This window comes from Gordonia sp. NPDC003504, from assembly GCF_053587995.1.
In genome coordinates, this window is record NZ_JBSFPC010000006.1 from 261,522 (window position 1) to 281,303 (window position 19,782).

The 19,782-nt window shown below is 63.4% G+C and carries 10 protein-coding genes; all 10 read left to right on the plus strand.

The features are described from left to right. Window position 1: 1 nt before the first annotated feature. The 10 genes from pglX to ACWDPV_RS14080 all read left to right on the plus strand — a co-directional run bounded on the left by pglX (window position 2) and on the right by ACWDPV_RS14080 (window position 19,441). On the plus strand, window positions 2-3,568 hold the full coding sequence (gene pglX / locus ACWDPV_RS14035) for a BREX-2 system adenine-specific DNA-methyltransferase PglX (RefSeq protein ID WP_449743462.1): 3,567 nt from the start codon (window positions 2-4) through the stop codon (window positions 3,566-3,568). Next, on the plus strand, window positions 3,565-7,305 hold the full coding sequence (locus ACWDPV_RS14040; RefSeq protein WP_449743463.1) for a DUF6079 family protein: 3,741 nt from the start codon (window positions 3,565-3,567) through the stop codon (window positions 7,303-7,305). Before pglX ends, ACWDPV_RS14040 begins: the two co-directional genes overlap by 4 nt. Further along, complete coding sequence (gene pglZ / locus ACWDPV_RS14045) at window positions 7,302-9,983, plus strand: BREX-2 system phosphatase PglZ (protein WP_449743464.1); 2,682 nt, start codon at window positions 7,302-7,304, stop codon at window positions 9,981-9,983. The genes ACWDPV_RS14040 and pglZ overlap by 4 nt, the downstream gene beginning before the upstream one ends. Next, window positions 9,980-11,257, plus strand: a complete 1,278-nt coding sequence (gene brxD, locus ACWDPV_RS14050; RefSeq protein WP_449743465.1) for a BREX system ATP-binding protein BrxD — start codon at window positions 9,980-9,982, stop codon at window positions 11,255-11,257. The genes pglZ and brxD overlap by 4 nt, the downstream gene beginning before the upstream one ends. Continuing rightward, the gene (locus ACWDPV_RS14055; RefSeq protein ID WP_449743466.1) at window positions 11,257-13,356 is read left to right on the plus strand and encodes a DEAD/DEAH box helicase; all 2,100 of its coding nucleotides are present in this window, start codon (window positions 11,257-11,259) and stop codon (window positions 13,354-13,356) included. Before brxD ends, ACWDPV_RS14055 begins: the two co-directional genes overlap by 1 nt. A gap of 86 nt (window positions 13,357-13,442) precedes the next feature. After that, the gene (locus ACWDPV_RS14060) at window positions 13,443-14,006 is read left to right on the plus strand and encodes a hypothetical protein (protein ID WP_449743467.1); all 564 of its coding nucleotides are present in this window, start codon (window positions 13,443-13,445) and stop codon (window positions 14,004-14,006) included. 138 nt (window positions 14,007-14,144) lie between these two features. Further along, window positions 14,145-15,743 carry a hypothetical protein gene (locus ACWDPV_RS14065; RefSeq protein WP_449743468.1) on the plus strand — a complete coding sequence of 533 codons (1,599 nt, stop codon included), beginning with the start codon at window positions 14,145-14,147 and terminating at the stop codon, window positions 15,741-15,743. Then, window positions 15,740-17,134: a protein NO VEIN domain-containing protein gene (locus tag ACWDPV_RS14070; protein ID WP_449743469.1), complete on the plus strand. Its 1,395-nt coding sequence runs from the start codon at window positions 15,740-15,742 to the stop codon at window positions 17,132-17,134. Before ACWDPV_RS14065 ends, ACWDPV_RS14070 begins: the two co-directional genes overlap by 4 nt. Window positions 17,135-17,151: 17 nt before the next feature. Continuing rightward, window positions 17,152-18,276 carry a PD-(D/E)XK nuclease family protein gene (locus tag ACWDPV_RS14075; protein WP_449743470.1) on the plus strand — a complete coding sequence of 375 codons (1,125 nt, stop codon included), beginning with the start codon at window positions 17,152-17,154 and terminating at the stop codon, window positions 18,274-18,276. 16 nt (window positions 18,277-18,292) lie between these two features. Continuing rightward, complete coding sequence (locus ACWDPV_RS14080; protein WP_449743471.1) at window positions 18,293-19,441, plus strand: hypothetical protein; 1,149 nt, start codon at window positions 18,293-18,295, stop codon at window positions 19,439-19,441. Window positions 19,442-19,782 lie beyond the last annotated feature (341 nt).

Below are 19,782 nucleotides of genomic sequence, written 5' to 3' on the forward strand. Positions count from 1 at the left end.
GGTGGCATTCGATCCAGCGGAACTGGTGAAGGCGCTGCGTAAACAGCTGGCGCTGATGGAGGACGACCTCCGGGCACGCGTCGACGGCGCCGATACCGATGCCCGCCAGCCAGAAGTAGCAGCACTGTGGAAAGTCGAACACTACGACGCCCTTGCCGCGCAACGAACTGCGGCATCGTGGCAGGCGTGGCGCGACGAACGGGTAACACAGGCCGCGGTCGGCTGGTTGCTGCTGACCGTATTCGCCCGCTACTGCGAAGACAACGCACTGGTCTCGACCGCATGGATCGGCGGACCCGATGCCGACATCCGCCAGGAGGCACTCGACGCCCGGCGCGCCTACTTCGCCGAACATCCCGAACACACCGACCGCGAATGGCTCGAGACGATCATCGATCATTTCGCGAAACACGATGCAACCAAGGGGCTGGTCGACGACTATTCGCCGCTGCACCAGGTGGCGCCATCGGGTGACGCCGCGCGGGATCTCCTCGAATTCTGGTGGGACAAAGACGTTTCCGGCGAACCTCGATGGAGTTTCGTTGGTGTGGACACTCGCTTCCTCGGCGATGTTTATCAGGACCTTTCCGAGTGGGCGAAGAAGACCTACGCGCTCCTGCAAACCCCGGAGTTCGTTGAGGAATTCATCCTCGACCAAACTCTTGAGCCTGCACTCGACGAGCGTCCCCTCGAAGGCTTCACCGTTATCGACCCGACTTGCGGCTCAGGACACTTCCTCCTCGGCGCATTCGATCGCCTGTTGGAACGCTGGCAGCGTGCAGCGCCTGCGCTCGGTGATCGTGCTTTGGTCGAGAAAGCCTTGAGTTCTGTGTATGGCGTGGACGTCAATCCGTTTGCGGTGGCGATCGCGCGCTTCCGACTACTGGTCGAGGCGTTGGCGGCCAGCGGAGACAAGTCGATTGAGAAGGCAGTCGGCATCACGCTCAATCTCGCTGCCGGCGACTCGTTGCTGTGGGGTGCGCGGCAGTTGGTCACCGACGATGCCTTGGATGTGGCTCTCTCCATAGAGGACGCATCGGCGTTGCGAGCAATTTTGCAGCGGGAACACGATGTGGTGGTGGGTAATCCGCCGTACATCACGGTCAAGGACAGGGCACTCAACAAAACGTACCGCCAGTTGTATTCGACGTGCCATCGGCAGTATGCACTGACCGTCCCGTTCATGGAGCTGTTCTTCGATCTTGCCAAGGGGGGAGCGAATGGAACGCCCGGATGGGTCGGGCAGATCACCTCGAACTCGTTCATGAAGCGGGAGTTTGGGTCGAAGCTGATCGAGGAATTCTTGGTGACGAAGGATCTTCGTCGCGTTATCGACACCTCCGGTGCCTATATCCCCGGTCACGGAACACCGACGGTGATCCTCGTAGGGCGAAATCGCTCGCCAGTTGGGGAAAGCATCCGCGCGATACTCGGTGCTCGTGGCGAGCCTGGAAGGCCTACGAACCCTGCCAAAGGCATTGTGTGGTCCGCGATTACCGACCATGTCGACGAACCTGGGTTCGAGAACGGTTGGATCAGTGTTGCCGACGTACCGCGAAGGAGCCTGTCGTCGCACCCTTGGAGTCTGTCCGGTGGCGGCGCGATTGAGACTATAAAAGTGATTGAGTCGAACTCCTCGACATCGCTAGGCGAACATTGCGTCAGCATCGGGCGAACGACTGTCGTTGGCGAGGACGATGCTTGGATTTTCGGCGCGCAACCCTCAAAGAGATTTGCGGGTGTCTTGCCACTAAAGCAGTTTGTGCTTGGCGAGGACGTGCGCGACTACGAGATCGAGCCGTCGACAGTCACGATAAATCCTTACACCGATGACGCAAATGAGCACCCAGTGTCGCAGAACTCGCCAGTTGTGGCTTATCTATGGCCTCTAAGACTAATTCTTCAAGGGAGAACTGTCTTTCAGAAGTCTCTGCTCGAACGCGGTTTGCCATGGTGGGTTCATCTGGAAAGCTACTCATCGAAGCTTCGCACGCCCATGTCGATTACTTTTGCTGAAGTCACGACCCACAACCATTTCGTCCTTGATCGCGGCGGGAAGGTGTTCAAGCAGACCGCGCCGGTGATCAAGTTGCCACACGCGGCAAGCGAAGACGATCATCTGCGCCTATCAGGGGTGTTGAATAGTTCCGTGGCGTGCTTTTGGCTGAAGGAAAACTGTTTCAACAAGGGGCGCCCGGGTGCAGAACAGGCTGGCGCTGATGAGCCGTGGGAGCATCGATACCAGTTCAATGGCACGTCGGTGAAGAATCATCCGTTGCCGGCGTCGTTCCCACTCATACGCGCAAGAGAGTTAGACACGCTTGCCCGGCAGCAAGCGGAGTGCTCGCCATCAAAGATTGTGGAGACCAGCATTCCCTCCCGTGAGGTACTGGCGCAGGCCCATTCTGATTGGAAGCGAACTCGATCAATGATGGTGTCGAGCCAGGAGGAACTCGACTGGGAGTGCTATCGGTTATTCGGGCTGATCGACGAGGATCTGACGTACCCCGGCGACCTGCCGGGGCTGCTATCGGAGGAACGGAGCTTTGCGATCGACCTCGCGCGGTCAATTGAGCAAGGTAACGACACATCGTGGTTTGTGCACCATAACCACCTCTTTGCGCCGACGACGGAGATCCCCACCCACCTGCCCGCCGAGTACCGCGAGTTGGTCCAGCGTCGCCTCGATGTGATCGAGTCGAACCCGAGCATCCGCCTATTGGAGAAGCCAGAGTACAAGCGCCGCTGGGCAATCGAGCCGTGGGACAAGCGTGTCACCGAGGCGTTGCGGGATTGGCTGCTCGATAGGGTGGAGGACCGCGATCTGTGGTTCGAGGACGGACATCCGACCCCGCGCAGCGTTGCGCAACTGGCCGACCGACTGGATCGTGACGAAGATTTCCGCCGCGTGCTGAGGTTGTGGGCCGGCAATCCCGATGTGTCGACCGGGACGGCGCTGGGCAAACTCCTCGACGAGGAGGGCGTGCCGTATCTGGCGGCGCTGCGCTACAAACCTGCCGGGATCACCAAACGTGAAGCGTGGGAACATACCTGGGAGTTGCAACGTCGCGAAGACGCCGGTGAGACTCTCGACGCGCCGATCCCGGTGCCACCCAAGTACAAGCCCGCCGACTTCGTGAAGAACTCGTACTGGGCGCGGCGAGGGAAACTCGATGTGCCCAAGGAACGATTCATCTCCTACCCGGACGCCGGTCGCGACTCCGATCCGACGATGCTGCTAGGCTGGGCCGGATGGGATCACGCTGAGCAAGCACTGGCCCTCGCCGGCGTGATCGACGAGCGCGTCACCGTCGACGGGTGGGATCAGACCAGCCGCGACAAGCTGATTCCGATGCTGGCGGGCCTGGCCGAACTGCTGCCGTGGGTGCGGCAGTGGCACGGCGAAATAGATCCGGAGTTCGGTGAATCCGTCGCCGACACCATCGACGAGGTTCTCCGTGCTCACAGTGCCGACCTGGGAGTCGGCCCGGATGACCTTGCCGCCTGGCGGCCACCGGCACCGACACGAGGACGACGGACACGCAAGAAGTCGGAGGCCAACTCATGAGCACCTTGCTGCGCGATGTCATCGACATCCCCGAGCGGACCGGCGCCGACGACTATGTGCTGCGCCTGACCGACAGCACCGACGACGACGCACACATCCGGCAAACGTTGTCGGAGTACGTACTCACCGAATCGCTCAGCGACAACTTCGTGGCCGCAATGGACTTGGTGGCCAACGCCATCGACAATCACACCTCCCGTGCCGCATTCCTGACGGGATCGTTCGGTTCCGGTAAGTCACACTTCATGGCGGTGCTGTACGCGCTGCTCGGCAACCACCCGGCCGCGCGCACCGCCCAGTACACCCCGCTCACCGGTCACTACGACGAGTCCCTCGGTGGCAAGAACGTGCTGCGACTGACCTACCACCTGCTGGGCGCAAAGAGCCTGGAACAGGCCATCTTCCGGGGCTATCTCCAGCAGATCGCGCGCCTCCAGCCAGATGCCCCGTTGCCGGCCGTGCACGTCACCGACACCCTCATCGGGGATGCGGAGAATCTGCGTAAGCGGATCGGTGACGTGAAATTCCTCGCCGGGCTAGCCGGAGGTGCCGGCGCAGAAGTCTCCGATGATGCGTGGGATGCCGTCCTCGGCAGTGACAGTTGGGATCTCGAGTCCTACCTGGCAGCCGTCGCCGCGCCGCCCGAGGACCCGAAACGTACGACGCTGGTGTCGGCGCTGGTACGCAGCTACTTCGGGTCGTTCGTCGAGCAGGCCGACTACGTGGACCTCGATCGCGGACTGATAGCCATCACCGACCACGCCAAGAGCCTCGGTTACGACGCCGTGGTTCTGTTCCTTGACGAGCTTGTGCTGTGGCTGGCGTTCTCCGTCATCGACAGCGAATTCTTCGCCCGCGAATCGCAGAAACTCACCAAGCTGGTGGAGTCGTCGGGGAGCGTGCGCCCCATCCCGTTGGTGTCGTTCGTGTCGCGGCAGATGGACCTGCGTAAGTGGTTCGCCGACGCCGGGGCCTCCGGCGCGGAGCAAGAAGCACTCGACCGTGCCTTCCACTACCAGAAGGAACGGTTCCGCGAGATCAAACTCGGCGACGACAACCTCGCCGAAGTCGCCCACGCCCGGCTCCTCAAACCGAAGGACGATGCTGCGGCAGCCGTCCTCAACGACGCATTCCGCGGGGTCACCCGCACCCCCGAGGTGTGGGATGTGTTGCGGGACTCCATGAATACCTCCGACGATCACGGCGGTGCCTCGGAGCGAGAATTCCGGCTCACCTATCCGTTCTCGCCGGCCCTCGTGGCCACCCTGCGCAATCTGTCGTCGGTGATGCAGCGTGAACGCACCGCGTTGAAGGTGATGCAGCGCATGCTGGTCGATCGACGTGACATTCTCACCACCGCCGACCTCATCCCGGTCGGAGACGCCTTCGACTACATCGTGGAGGGCAACACCCCGATCGATGCGCACGCCGGAACCATGTTCACCGCGGCATCGGAGCTCTACCACACCAAGCTGTTGCCGCTGCTGATGCGCGCCCACGAGGTCACCGACGAGCAACTCGCCGACGACCCCGGCGCTGTGCCGCAAGGATTCCGTGCGCACGAACGCATCGCGAAGACGTTGCTGCTATCTGCGATCGCACCGAAAGTCCCGGCGCTGCAGGACATCACCGCCGCACGGCTGGCCGCCCTCAACCACGGATCGATCCGGTCGCGACTGCGGGGCGGCGAAGCGCGTGTGGTTCTCGGGGTGGTGCGCGACTGGGCCAAGGACGTCCCCGAGATCACCGTCTCCGACGGCACCAACCCGATCATCCGGGTGCAACTGTCCGACGTCGACTACCAGTCGGTGCTCGAAAGGATTCGTGCCGAAGACAATTCAGGGCGCCGCCGAGTACTGATCCGGAAACTGGTGCACGAGGCGCTCGGCGTCGGGACCAATCAGGATGATCTTGCCGGCGCCGCCACCCGCACCATCACCTGGCGTGGCTCACGACGCGAGGTCGACGTGGTGTTCGGCAACGTCCGCGACGCCGGGTCGATTCCGGAGCAGAACTTCGACAACCGGCCCGGCACCTGGAAACTCATCGTCGACTATCCCTTCGACGAGCAGAACTTCTCGGCCGCCGATGACGTCGCCCGCATCGACCGACTGCTGGCCAACGGCGATCGGCACACCATCGCGTGGCTGCCGACGTTCTTCTCCGCCAAGGCACTCGACGATCTCGCCATGCTGGTGAAGCTGGATTGGTTGTTCACCGGTAGCGGTGATCGGTGGCAGGAAAATTCCGATCACCTGTCGGCGTCGGATCGTGCCCAGGCCCGCGGCATCCTGGAGAACCTGCACCGCGGTATTCGCACCTCCTTCGATCTACTGCTGCGACAGGCGTACGGCATCGAGGCACCCGACCCGAAACTGTTCGTCGACGACCCCGCCCACACCGAGGTCCTCATCTCGCTCAGCAAGGATTTCAGCCCGAAGCTTCCGGCCGCGGTGTCGCTGCAGGACGCGTTCGACAAGGTGATCGACCAGGCGTTCACCGCGGTCTATCCTGCACACCCGCAGTACCCCCACCCCGACGACGAAGTCACCGTCCGTCAGTACGAGATCGTCCGCGACTACGTGGAGAAGGCCGCCACCGACAGCACCGGCCGCGTCCCGACACTTCCCGGTGTAGAACGAAAAGCCGTGCAGCGCATCGCCGGACCGCTCCGCGTCGGGAAGGCCACCGAAGACCACTATCTGTTCGGCGACGACACCTTCGCCTTCTGGGCGGGTGAACTCGACCGCGCCGCAGCCGAATCCACCCCCGTCACCGTCGGCGCGCTGCAACGATGCATCGACACCCGCGTCCCGGCCTGGGGTCTGCGGCCCGCAGCCCGCGACCTCATCATCGCGGCCTGGGCCGTTCTCCGTAAACGTGCGTGGTTCGAAGCCGGCTTACCTGTCGGCAACCTCAAGCTCGGATCGCTGCGGGAGAGCATCGAACTGCGCGCCGAAGAACTCCCCGACGAATCCGCCTGGGAGAAGGCACGACTGCATGCCAGCCAGCTGTTCGGCTACACCATGCCGCGCACCTTCCTCACCGGCGCCAACGTCGCCGAGTTCGCGCAGACCGTCCGCACGGTGTCGGCCGAGAACCGCACCGACCTGCAGAACCTCGTCACCCAACTCGATGCCGCCCACGACAGGCTGGCCCTCGACGTCAATGACACCGACCGGTTGGCTGCCGTCCGTGAACTGACCGACGCGCTCGATACGTTGGCGGCGACCGGCGGGAACGTCGCACTTATCACAACTCTCGGCACTCTGAATCTGCTGGTGGCGCCACAGACCGCGGGACAACTCCGGGCCGACGCGGGCCGTGACGCGATCACGTTGCGACGATTCCAATGGCGGCTCCTCGACACGGTTCTCGCCGGCAAAACGATGAGCGGTGACCGCGGCGACAGCGCGCGTGCCATCCTCCGACGCCTCGAGGAACTGATCGTCACGCCCGGCCGATCCCTCACCGACGAACTCGGCAAGGTCGAGAGCAGCGTCGTCGACTGGGTGGTGCAAGGCCCGATCACCGGCGACGACGACGGCGATGACCACGACGATGACGACGGCGGGGAGTCCGACGACGAGCCGAGCACCAAGCGACGCGGCACACCCGGTGGCACTCACACCGCCGAGGTGCGCAGCGACTCCGACCTCACGGCGCTCCTCGACGACCTGCGACTCGCGTTGCCGCCGAAGGGTTCCCGACTCCGAGTGCAGTGGTGGATCGAGTGACGGCACTGACCGCGACACGACCGATCATCGCCGCCCGGTTGGCGCAGGCCGTCGACAAGCGCTACCGCAGTGGTGTTCTCGGGTTGCGTGCCTCCGCTTCGTGGCGCGACGGAACGTTCAACCACGACGGGGTGCCGGTCACGGTGGCGGCATGTCCGTCGACGCTGGCTGTATGGGAGGCGATCGAGTCCCGCAAGGCCGGCCAATGGCTGGTGATCCTGACACCCCTCGACGAGAAGGACCTCGGCGACGGGGTGCTCGCCCACCTCATCGACAATCGGCTGTTGACCCCCGATCCGTGGGCGGCATTGCGATCGATGTTCTCGGCCAACACCATTGAACCGGCGCTGTATCGGGTCGCCGACGACCGCGCACTCGCCGTCGGGTTGCTTGCCGCCATTCCGACGACAGCGGTGACACCCGCGCCGGGCGGGGTGCTCACCCGCGCGCATGCGATGTCGGCGTTGGCGCGCGGTGCGCTGCGGGTGACCGACGATCCGCACGTGGAGATCGACGGACTGGCGATCCTGGAGTGGAGTCTGCGCCACGACGTCGCCGACGACATGACACGACTACAGAATGTCGGCGGACCGCAGGTGATGGGGGCCGTCACGACCTGGCTCGCCGAATGCGCCGGGCGCCTGGCCACGGTCGTGGCCGCGCTCCTCGCATCCGAACGGATCCACGATCTCGTCCCGCTGGGTCTGGTCGCCGGTCTTGTCGCCGCCGGCGGCGCAGATACCCAACGCGCCCAGGGGCTTTTCCTCGGCAGGTTCGGGGTGACCGGTCTCGACGCGACCGACCTCACCGCGTGGGCACAGGACACCTCCGGCCTGGCGGTCGGTCAACTCGACGTCGCCCGGCGCCATCAGGTGTTGCAGGCCGCGGCCGCACATGTCGACGCACTCGGAATCAGCGATCTGGCCCGCACCTCCGAACTTCTTCCGCATGGCCTGACCGCGCGATTCGACGCCCTCGCGGATGCCATGGTTCGCGCCCTGCCCGACGACGCCGGTGTCGCCCCGAGCACCGACGCCGTTGCGGCGGTGGAAGAAGCGTGGCAACACGTCAAGCGTCACCTGCTGGCCGAGGACGATGCCTCGCTGGCCGGAGCGGAGGCCACTGTCCGGGCGCTGCGGTGGCTTGCCAAGGCCGACAACGCAACCGGTGACCTCCAGCAGTTGACCGATCGCTATGTGCAGAGCGGCGCCTGGGTGGATGCCGCGTTGGTGACCGCCCACCGCGGCGTCGACCACCGCGGGTTGGTCGGCGCGGTGTCACGGGTGATCGAGCGGGCATCAGCCACCCGTCGCGTCGGTGACCGCCGCTTCGCCGCCGCCCTGGCCGATACCGAACATCCCTCCGGGTTGGTGGTCGAGGATGTCCTTGCCGAGGTTGTCGTGCCGCTGGCCAAGCAGACCCCGACACTGTTCGTCGTCGTGGACGCGTTGTCCGTGGCGGCAGCGATCACGGTGATCGACGCGGCACTGCATTCCGGTTGGAGCGAAGCGGGCGTCGGGCAGTCCCTCCGGCGGACCGGTGCGTTGGCGGTCCTGCCAACACTGACCGGACGCAGTCGATGCTCGCTGCTGTCCGGGGAACTGCGCGCGGGTACCGACACCGCCGAATGCGCCGGCTTCCTGGAGGCGCTGCGGGACGCCGGACTGCAGGCCGCACCTGGACGGGTCGATCCGATCTTCCACAAGAAAGCCCTCGATACCGTTCCCGCCGGAGCCGATCTGGCCACCGATGTCGCCGACGCGATCGCCGACCCCGCCGGCCGCCCGCTGGTGGCCGCCGTCCTCAACTACGTCGACGACACCCTGCACCACACCGACCCCGGCGGCACCGACTGGACTCTGAGCACCATCACCCACCTCCGCGCGCTGTTACGTGCCGCCCAACGCGCCGGCCGGGCGGTCGTCCTCACCTCCGACCACGGCCACATCATCGAACGTCGCACCTCGGTGAAAGTCACCCGCACGAACCTGTACGGGCAGCGGGCCCACGGCCAACTCGATCACGTGGGTGACGGTGAAGTCCTCATCCGCGGACCGCGCGTGCTCACCGACAACTCCGCGGCCGTCCTCGCCGTCGACGACACCATCCGGTACGGACCAATCAACGCCGGATACCACGGCGGTGGGAGCCCCGCCGAAGTCGTGGTGCCCGTGCTCGCCCTCTACACCGGTGGCCTCCCGCCGACCCTGCAGGCCATCGGTGCCGTCGAACCTGACTGGTGGCACACCCCGGCGACCACGACACCCACACAGACTCCGGCTCAGCCGCCTGCAACGGCGAAAGCGACGTCCGCCGCACCCACCCTGTTCGACGACGTCGACGACGAGCCGAGCGCGCCGGAATCGGGAATGGCGGTGGCACAACAGGTTCTCGACACCACGGTGTTCAGCTCACAGTGGCGACTGGCCGGTCGCATCGTGGTGTCGACCGACCAGGTCGCCGCGCTGGTCGATGCGCTCCTGCGGGCGCCGGCACACGAACTGACCCTCACCCAGACCGCTGCAACCCTCGGCGTTGCCGAGAATCGGGTCACCGGCGCCCTGCTGCAGATCAAACGCGTCCTCGACGTCGAAGGCTACGAGGTCCTCGCCCTCGACGGTCCCGTCGTCCGTCTCGACGAGCACATGCTGCGCGAACAATTCGGGGTCGCACCATGACCACCGTGTCGCCTCGTCGTCGCCGGGAGATTCTCGACGCGCTGCGCCGCGGAACCGTCCCGGCGAACGGGCTCGACCAACTCGCCGTCGGGTTGGGTCGATTCGACACCGAGCTCGATGCCGAACTAGACGTGGTCGCTGCCGGGGGTGCCATGTTCAAAGCGGTTCGCGGCGACTACGGTTCGGGTAAGACGTTCTTCGCCCGCTGGCTCGGCGACCGGGCGATGAAGCGGGGCTTCGCCGTCGCCGAGGTGCAGATCAACGAGATCGACACGCCCCTGCACAAACTCGAAACCGTCTACCGGCGCAGCATCGAATCCCTGCACACCGCGTCGATCCCACCGTCGGCGTTGCGCCCCATCCTCGACGCCTGGCTGTTCACCATCGACGACGACGCAACCACCCAGGGCGTCGATGTCGACGATCTCCTGGAACGCCGCCTCGCCGCCGTCGCCACCAGCGCCCCGGTCTTCCCGATGGCCATCCGCGCCTATCGACGCATGATCGCCGACGGTGACAACGACGTCGCCGACGCCCTCATCGCCTGGCTCGGCGGTCAACCCCACGTCGCCGCCGCCATCAAACGTCGCGCCGGCATCAAGGGCGACCTCGACCACTACCTCGCGCTCGGCTTCCTCCGCGGGTTGCTGGCGGTCCTCGCCGACGCCGGCAACGCCGGACTACTACTGGTCCTCGACGAGGTGGAAACCCTGCAGCGCATCCGATCCGACGCCCGCGCCAAAGCGCTGAACGCGTTGCGGCAGTTGGTCGACGAGGTGCACGACGGACACTTCCCCGGGCTGTACCTGCTCATCACCGGCACCCCCGCGTTCTTCGAAGGCAGGCAGGGCATCCAGTTGCTGCCGCCGCTCGCCGACCGGTTGCACACCGACTTCTCCCGCGATCCCCGCTTCGACAACCCGCGCGCCCCGCAACTACGGCTGACCGGGTTCGACGTCGACCGGCTAGTGGAACTCGGTGGGCGCGTACGCGAACTATTTTGCAGCGGAATCGAGTCGGCCGACCGCGTTCGCGCCACCGCCGACGATGTGTTCCTGCGGCGCTTCGCCGAAGCCGTGGCAGGCGGACTGGGAGGCAAGGTGGGGATCGCGCCCCGACTGTTTCTACGCAAACTCGTCGACCTGCTCGACGTGATCGAACTACACCCCGACTTCGACCCGTATACCGACTACGATATCGCGATCAGCGACACCGAACTCTCTGATGCGGAGCGTGAAGCACTCTCGGCCGACGACATCGACCTCGACGTCTGATGACGACCGACCCGTTCGACCAACTGCACCCCGGAGTGCAGTACCACCTGGCGAACACGTTGCGCTGGAACGGGTTACGTCCCACCCAGGCCGCCGCCGTCGAACCGATCCTCGCCGGAGATGACGCTCTCGTATTAGCCCCCACTGCCGGCGGCAAGACCGAAGCGGCTGCTTTCCCTTTGCTGTCCGCGATGGCGGAACACGGCTGGCAGGGGGTGTCGGTGCTGTATGTGTGCCCGCTGCGCGCGTTGCTGAACAACCTGCAACCACGCCTGCATACCTACGCTCAGTGGATCGGACGCAGCGCCGACGTCTGGCACGGCGATGTTGGACAGGCCGCCCGACAGCGGATTCTGCGCGAACGCCCCGACATCCTGCTCACCACACCCGAGTCGCTAGAAGCAATGCTCGTTTCCACCAAGGTCGACCCCCGCGTGCTGTTCGACGGACTCCGCACGGTCGTCGTCGACGAGGTCCACGCCTTCGCCGGCGACGACCGCGGATGGCACCTTCTCGCTGTGCTCGAACGGCTTTCCCGGATCGCCGGCCGGCCGCTGCAACGTATCGGGCTTTCGGCGACTGTCGGCAACCCTGACGAGCTGCTCGGCTGGTTGCAGGGCGGATTCACCGACCGAACCCACACCGTGGTGTCCCCGCCGACTGATGCGGTCGCGCCGGCACCGGAGATCACCGTCGATCACGTCGGGTCGCTGCAGAACGCGGCCACCGTGATCGCCTCACTCCACCGGGGCGAGAAGCGGTTGGTGTTCGTCGACTCACGCAGACGTGCCGAGGAACTCGGCGCCGCTCTGCGGGATCGAGGTGTGAACACCTTCCTGTCTCACTCGTCGCTGTCAGCTGCTGAACGCCGACGGTCCGAAGCAGCGTTCGCCGACGCCCGCGACACCGTCATCGTCGCCACCTCCACGCTCGAACTCGGCATCGACGTCGGTGACCTCGACCGCGTCATCCAGATCGGGTCACCACGCACCGTTGCGTCGTTCCTGCAGCGGCTCGGCCGCACCGGGCGCCGGCCCGGCACCGTCCGCAACTGCCTTTTCCTCTGCATCGACCATGACCAGGAATTGCTCGCCCTCGGCATGCTGGAATGCTGGGCGCGCGGTTGGGTCGAACCCATCACCCCGCCACCGTCGCCGCGTCACATCGCGGCCCAGCAGATGATGGCCCTATGCCTGCAAGAGCACCGCGTCGGCCGATCGTCGTGGCGCGACTGGTGGGGCAGTCTCCCGGTGTTCGACGACTCCGCTGACGAGATCATGAACTTCCTTGTTGCCGAAGGCTACTTCGAACGCGACGGAGACTTTCTCCACATCGGCTCCGAAGCCGAACGACGCTTCGGCCGCCGCTACTTCTCTGACCTGACGACAGTTTTCAGTGCCCCACCCGAGTTCACTGTGCTCGCCGGTCGCGACGAAGTCGGCACCATCGGGACGGACTTGCTTGTCGAGGAGGTGCAAGCCCCGCGCGTTCTGCTCCTTGGTGGAAGGTCGTGGACCGTCACCCACGTCGACTGGAAGCGCCACCGCTGCTTCGTCGAACCTGCCGACTCCGGTGGGCGCGCAAAATGGTCTGGGCTCGGTGGCACAGTGTCATTCGACATCGCCCGCGGGATGCGGTCGGTGCTCCTCGGAGCAGACCCCGCAGGTGTGACCCTCACCCGTCGTGCGCAGGACGGGTTGGCCGAGTTGCGAGAGACCTTCCGTGGGCTGGTGGTTGAGGACGGGCTCGTTGCTGTATTGCCGAGCCAGGGAACCGGGCGATGGTGGACCTGGGCCGGTACCGCCGCCAACCGAACCCTGCAGGCCTCGCTTCCTCGTCTCGTCGATCCGCGGCAACGCGTCGACGAGCAATCGCTGCGATTGCTGCCGGGGATCACCCGAGACGACCTCAGGCGACGGCTTGACGCCGTTGAATGGCGACAGCCCGATGTCGCGGCGAACGCGCTGTCCGGTTTGAAGTTCTCCGCGGCATTGCCGCCTGGTCTTGCCGCTCGGACGCTCGGTGAGCGGCTCGGCGATCCAGCCGGTGCGAGGACCGCATCCGCTGAGCAGACAGTGACGAACCGACAACAGCGATGAACCAGGAAGTAGCCAATGCTGATGTGTCATGTGGGCGATGACCTGCTGTCCGCAGGTGTCGAAGACCGATCGCTTGGAGATATGCCGTGACCGCGATCGAAAATGCAGAACCGGGTTCGCATGCGCGACGGAACTCAGGCACCGACGAGGTAACCGCGCGGGCGCCGGCTGCAGACTCCTCGCCGGGGTTCGTTGAGCGGATCGTTCAGACATACGTCGCGCACAATGGAGGGGTACCGCCGGTCGTGCTGATGGGGGAGGAGGTTGCCGAGGCACTGAACCTTCGCTGGCCCGATGGCTGGGAAGCAGTGATCCTGCCGAATGGCGAGTTGGCCGAACGCGTCAATGCAGAGCTTAAAGCGAGGCCAGTGGTCCTCCTCCCGGAATGGCACCGCGAAGAATCTGAGCGCTATGCGGGATACGACCACGTCCTGTCTCGCTGCATGCCTACGACGTCCAGCAAGTTTCTGGTGTCAGTATTGCCCGCAGGCGCGATGACCGAGCACCGGCGGGATCTTCGCGAGCATCTCTTTGGCCAATGGGATGCGGACCTCGTTGCTTTTGTAACAGGTGGAATCGAAGGTTTCATCGCCGGTTCGTCACTACCGTTGTGGCTCTACGGCCGCCAGGTCCTGCGCAGCAAACGATGATCCGGTTCTTTGCTGCAGAATCCCGGGAAGGACTCGGCGAATCGATCGAGAATCTTGCAAGCCTGCTGAGAATGAAGGGCGGTTCACTCACGCCAGGGCGGCTTCGTTCTCCGAGAGCGGCCCACACCAGGTGATCGCATGGGATTTGGAGATCACGACCCGGCGTTGCGTGCGAGACGGGAGCAACTGGCCGCGTACGGCGATACTGTCGAGTTGGGAGAACTCTTCGACGCCTTGCTTCAGAAATCGATCAGACCGCACGAGCACGTGTCGTCGGACACACCGGGTGCTGTCCGAGTACTCGCAGGCAGGGACATTCAACGAAACGGCGTGGTTGCGCCAGTCGACGCTGACGCATCGATGTGGGCTGAGGCTGAGGACCGAATGGCTCTGCAAGCGGGAGACATCGTCGTCCGTGCCCTCCACCCCTTGGCGAGCAATGTAGGCGGGTTCGTTTGGGCAGAGGTGGGTGAGGAAGATTTGCCGCTGGTCGCCAGCGACGTAGTCGTGGTGCTGCGACCAAGGAGCTCTGTTCCAGCGATCAAGCGGGACTTCGTATTGCGGTACTTGCGATCTCGTCACGCGACTGAACTCTTTGAGGGTTCATCACCGGGGTCTGTTGCTCGACTGACTCGGTCCTCGATTTCTGAGATGAAGGTGCCCGTCCCTGACGCATCGCTTGAGCAGGCTTTGGCAGAGGTTGCAGGGGCGCGCGATCAGTATGCGACATGGAGAAAGGCGGCGGAGTTGCTTCTGGACAGCGTCTTTGACGAAGATGATGCCGAAGTCGCGCGACAGCGACTGCTACGCGATAGCCGACTGATTCGATGGCGCATTGAGGCCGCCCACAGCATCGAGAGTATTGAGGGACAGGTTCGGAGCCAGTTTCCTTATCCGGTCTCGTTGCGTTGGCGGGTAGCGGAGTCACAGCTATCGGCTGGTGTAGACCGTGACGCCTATATGTCGTTGTTGGATGCCGCAGAACAGCTGCTGGCATACGTCGCGAGCATCGGTCTGGCCGTCGCCCACGACGCAGGGCTACGGCTTTCTGCAGCCGATGCAATCAAGAAGAAGTTCGAGTCCGGTCAAGGTCCCGCGTTGGGTGACTGGGTGGCAGTAGTTGACGAGCTCGGTGGAAAGAAATTCACGTCGCTTGGAGGGCACCTCGGTACCAGCGACTTTCAAGACTTCTGCCGCGACAAGAGCGTCCGCGCATCAGTGCGATGGTTGCCGGCGCGCCGGAACGACGAGTCACACAATCGACGTGCAGACTCGGTTGACTTGCCGGCTCGGTGTGAAGACGCACGGTCTCATCTCTTAGTGTTGCTGAGTGGTGCGGGCTTCTTAATCGACCTGCCACTACTGTTAGTGACTGCTACGCAATGGGACTCGTTGGAAGGCCGCGGAACTATTTCCTTCCGCCGGCTCGCAGGCGATCACTCCGTCGTTGGGGTTGAGCAGATGACGGTGACCGATCCGACCATCGAAGCCGGGAGCCTCTATGTTCGGGATTCCAGGCAGGGGCTGCACCTGTTGCGCCCCTTCCTGGTGGCTCAAGAGTGTCCGATCTGTCGAAACCTCTCAATCTTCCATATCGACAAGGCCAGCGGAGGCGAGGTTACTCTCAAGAGCCTCGAGAACGGGCACACCTTGCACAAGCGGGACTTTGCGAGTGCATTAAAAGCCGTTGGACTCCTTGCAGGAGATCCCGATTGCGAGGAGCCGAACGACTCGTGACGGGAGGCCGCAGAGCTGACGAGAAGGGGCAACATGTGAGCGTGCAAAGCGACGGACTCGAGCAGTTTCAAACCGAGGTTCGACGCCGAGGCGGGACCGCGATTAGGCGAGCTGGCCTCGAGGCGTTGGTCGATGTCAATGCTCCCGATGGCCGTCGTTACCTGGTTAAGCTCAAAACCAAACAGCGCGGCGATTGGCAGGCTCAGAAGACCGACGGTGCACCTCGCAACTTACGAATCGACGCTTGGGTATTGATCGACGTGCACCAGCCAATCGGTAACGCCCGGATCGTCGACGCAAAGTGGATGCGCGACGACATCCAAGGACAAGTCAACGACTGGCTTGCCGCAGATCCCAGCAGAAACGTGCGAACGCAGAACCACCACAAGATCGAAGAGTTCCGGGTCGCAGAGTGGACAGGCCGGTGGGACCTGATCGGCCTGTCCGCGGCCGCAGCGTCAGAGGGCCGCGTCACCGAAGACAATTTGGGAGCATGGGTTTTCAAGTGCAACCCAAAGGTCTGGAAGCTCGATAAGTACATCGCCGACGGTAACGACTGGATCGAGAACTGGAGTGTCGTCGAAAACTATCGCTCTGCGATGATCGGTGACGGCCAGCGCGCGATTCTCTGGGTGAGCGGACCCGAGACTGGAAAGACGCCGCGTGGCATCTGGGGTCTCGGGTGGACCGTCGGGCCTCGATACCCGGTTGTCGACACCAGCGGTGACTACTGGGCGAACCCAGAGCGCCAGGCCGCGGTGGACTGGTTTGTACCGACTGACATCGTAGTGCTCGACGAGCCGATCCTGGCGTCAGACGTTCGTGAGCACCATCCTGACCTCCAGGATCTGGAGGTCTTTCGGTCACCGCAGCAGGCGAATCCGTCATGGATATCGAAACACGAACTTGCCCTGCTGCAGGATCTCCTGCCCGAGTGGCCGGATCGGGACGCGCAAGCAGGAGGAACGATCACGATCGGATCTGCTGGCGCGGGGTACGGCAATCCCGTGACAAACAAGATCGTTGAGGAGGCGGCGGTCGCAGAGGCCATCGCCCACTACGAAGCCTTGGGCTACAACGTCGAGGATGTCGGAAGTCAGAAGCTCGGCTGGGATCTCACATGTTCCAGCCGGATCGAGGGTTTGCGTCGGGTGGAGGTCAAAGGTGTTGCCGGCCAAACTCCTTCGGTCTTGTTGACGCGCAACGAACTCAGATCTGCTTGCGAGGACAAGTATTGGGAGCTGGCGATTGTGACATCGGCTCTCACCGATCCGTCGCTCGCGATCTACACAGCGAACGATGTCATCGAACACGCCGAAGGCTATGTCTACCAGGTCGATCTCGGGGACACGAAGCCGAAGGATGACGGTGAGCAGTCAAATACCAACTGAAAGCTGAGGTCGCAGCGATGTCGGATCCCAACCACTTGCTCGGACGCGTTCTGCGTAGCGAAGTTGATGTTTCTTCGCTGCTCGGGTACCTCATATCGCTCGACGCGAGCCCGATTACGGCGTTCCTCAACCTCGATCGCAAGATCGTCAATGTCCGTGTCGAGGTTCCCTACACGCGAAGCAGTCGGATGGACGTCGTGCTGGACGGCAACGACGGACCAATTGCAGTTCTGGAGCTCAAGGTCTCAGCTGACGAGCATGGCGACCAGCTCGACCGGTATCAACAGTTCGCCCACGAGCACGGCGCACGTTGCTACATAGTCGACCTGGAAGGAAGTAACTCCGTCCAGCGGGAACGATGGGAACACATCGATTTGGTCGATGCGTTCGCCTGTTTCGCCAGTTCTCCCAATGTCACGGCACGCGAGTTCGGCTCGGCAATCGCGGCGGTGTTACAGCAATGGCAGACCCAAATGGCCGGCCCGTTCGCGCGAATGGATTCGGCAGTCGTCCCAGTCGTGCTGCGGCAGGTCCGAAAGAGGCTGCAGGACGAGGGATACGAGACTTACGCGGGAACCACTGCTGCCGGCCAACCCATGCTGACGGCATTTCAACCTCATCCCAGCGGGCAAGATCGGGCGTTTCTGTGTGTCGATCTCCGTTGTCAGGACAAGCGTGTTTCAACCACGAAGTGGCTGTTTCGTGTTGGAGTTCAAGTGGATCGCGGCGAGGATCTGGCTGACGACCGGAAACGAGCGCATGACCTCGCGACTCAGCTAGCACCGGCGCTCACCTTGGCTGACCTCCGCGCAAGCCTCGCACGTGCCGTAGGAACCGAGATTGCGGCGGCCGTTCGAGGCACGAAGCCCTTGAAGTCACCGCAGAATTCGGGTGCTTCGATCCAGAAATGGCTCGAAGCGGTCGATGCAGCAGGCGACGGGCCGGGGCCCCGCCGCCACCCCAGCTTCCACAATGACTGGGGACGTCGGCTTGCCGCGCAATTCACGTTCGACCTCAGTCGAGTCACGCCCGACTCGCTCTTCGAGGTGGTGACGGCGACTCTGAACTATCTCAACGACGCTACTGATCCTGGCCGCTCGGCGGATCTATCTGTTCCTGAGGTCCAAAGTGTTCAACGTTAAAAGGCTGCTTACGGCAGTGCCCACGAATTTCGCTGCAGCCGAATCGTTACCAGCGCAGCTCTGGCGTTTCAGCCCTGAGCAGGCCAACACTTACCTCGGATGGCGATTTGTCCGTGACCACGGTGAGGAGAATGTACGGTATCCGCGCGATGCGAGAGAGCAGTTGCGTCTCATTGCTCACACCGTCAAGCGAGAGTGCGCGAGGATCTATGCATTGCGCGACGATTTCGGGTGGCGCGGTCCGCTCTCGAATCCTGCTGTGGTTCTTGCGGAACTCGGCGCCCAGATCAATCTGACTGATTTGCAGAAGCCGGATCACGCGAACGACCTGCTCGACTCGCTTGTCGTCATCGCCATGACTTGCGACGACACGTGGGTTGACTATGCCATTGAGGTCGTCGAGTCTGCTGCGGACAGCGTATCCCGATTGTCGGACAAGGACTCAGGTGTGACCCTTTCAGCCAACGCTCGCGAAGCATATCGTTACGTTGCACGTGAACTCGGCCAGTTTGAAGACCGGCGATGGCTGGCGATGGTCGATACGGACCAAATTCTATGCGGCGAGTTCGACGACCTCGCAAGCCTCGCGACACAGCTCGGTCCACCCAAATCGCCTGAGGAATATCTAGATCGGCAGGTCCTCCCGCCGGGCACGCGGCCAGCATTCAAAGAAATCGAGACTGACGACAAATTGCAGGTTCGCCGCCCTCGGCCGGCGGCCTATGACGATGACAGATTGAGGATTCTCGAACTGGTTCGGGCGAAGATGAAGAAGAATGCGGGTCTGCAGCTTCGACTGGTCCGGCCCGACCCGTCACTGAAACCGCGTGACACTCTTAGCGGAGCGCTCGCGGACTATCACGTCCTGGTTGTCACGTGTGGGCTCCTCGAGCACGCGGTGGCAGTGAGCCCGATGGCAGGTCAGGATGCGATCTACATCGTTCGCGCAGACGTGTCGAAGGAGCCGTGGCAGGACGTTTTGACAGGGACGAAACAGCAGGCGCGTGCACTGAAAGCAAAGTCGCTTCGGGTCACGGGAGAACAAGGATGGAAGCACGAGCAGGCTGCGGAGAAGGTCGTCGCCTACCTGACGTGTGATGCCTACAGTTTTCGGACTTCATCGCCGGTGTACTACGGCGGTCGCTGGTCCGTAGGGATCTACTGACTGAATTGCTGCCGCCGCGGCAGCGAGAATGTGAGACGGCTGGCGGGGTGCTACTCGATGCTCCCTGCGGGCACAATCCACCGACAAGATTGCCCGGTGACTGAGGCGATGAGGTCGAAGTCCGCGTCGTAATGCAGAACAGCGATTCCCAGTTCTTCAGCTGCGGCAGCGATGACACAGGGTGGGGACTTTTATCTGGCCACCACCGGGGACCTCGACCTGGCCACCAGTGGGGACTTTCTCATCCGCGTCGTAATGCAGAACAGCGATTCCCAGTTCTTCAGCTGCGGCAGCGATGACACAGGGTGGGGACTTTTATCTGGCCACCACCGGGGACCTCG

What these genes read in the sequence shown, in the direction of transcription:
- ACWDPV_RS14040 (WP_449743463.1), top strand. Translation starts at nt 3,565, where the DNA reads ATGAGCACCTTGCTGCGCGATGTCATCGACATCCCCGAGCGGACCGGC.
- brxD (WP_449743465.1), top strand. Translation starts at nt 9,980, where the DNA reads ATGACCACCGTGTCGCCTCGTCGTCGCCGGGAGATTCTCGACGCGCTG.
- ACWDPV_RS14055 (WP_449743466.1), top strand. Translation starts at nt 11,257, where the DNA reads ATGACGACCGACCCGTTCGACCAACTGCACCCCGGAGTGCAGTACCAC.
- ACWDPV_RS14065 (WP_449743468.1), top strand. Translation starts at nt 14,145, where the DNA reads ATGGGATTTGGAGATCACGACCCGGCGTTGCGTGCGAGACGGGAGCAA.
- ACWDPV_RS14075 (WP_449743470.1), top strand. Translation starts at nt 17,152, where the DNA reads ATGTCGGATCCCAACCACTTGCTCGGACGCGTTCTGCGTAGCGAAGTT.